This window comes from Bartonella sp. AP88HLJMH (assembly GCF_042195605.1).
Taxonomy (GTDB): domain Bacteria; phylum Pseudomonadota; class Alphaproteobacteria; order Rhizobiales; family Rhizobiaceae; genus Bartonella.
Genome location: NZ_JBHIOR010000122.1, coordinates 1 through 622 on the forward strand (window position 1 = coordinate 1; position 622 = coordinate 622).

The 622-nt window shown below is 36.8% G+C and carries 1 pseudogene; it reads left to right on the plus strand.

What is annotated here, in order from left to right:
- Nucleotides 1–622: pseudogene (locus ACFIMA_RS09925) on the plus strand (integrase); the annotation flags it as partial.

Genomic DNA, 622 nt, shown 5'->3' on the forward strand with positions numbered 1-622 from the left:
TTGCATCAGTATTTACAAAGCATGCAATGGCATAATCAATTAGAAACTACTAAAAAATTAAGTATAGAATTCTGAACAATGTTTCTAAAAATATTGCTGATCGTGCACATAAAAGCATAGAAAAACACCACATCCTTGACGCCGTAGACAGAAGGCGAGCTACTCTCGCAGCAGCAAAATATTTTTTGACCTCTTTAAACGATCTCTTTAATTGGGCGGTTGATAATGCCCTTTTAAATAGAAATCCTGCCTTTAATATAAAAGCACCAAAATCTTTAAACAGTGGAGGATTACTGCCATGGCTAGAAGAGGACATAGACAAATATTATCACCATTGGTCACATGGTACACATGAACGCGTCTGGATTGATGTTCTTCTTTATACAGGCTTGCGTCGTGGTGATGCCGTTCGTATCGGCTGGAAAGACGTCAAAGATAATATCATTTATCTCAAAACAGAAAAGAGCCAATTTAAAACAGATGTTTTTCTTCCTATTTTACCAGAACTAGAGGAAACCCTTAAAATTGGTCCCATAGGTGATCAAACATTCATTTGTGGTAAAGGTGGAAATAAGCTTGTCAAAGAAAGTTTTGGCAACCTCTTTCGTGAAGCATGTAATGC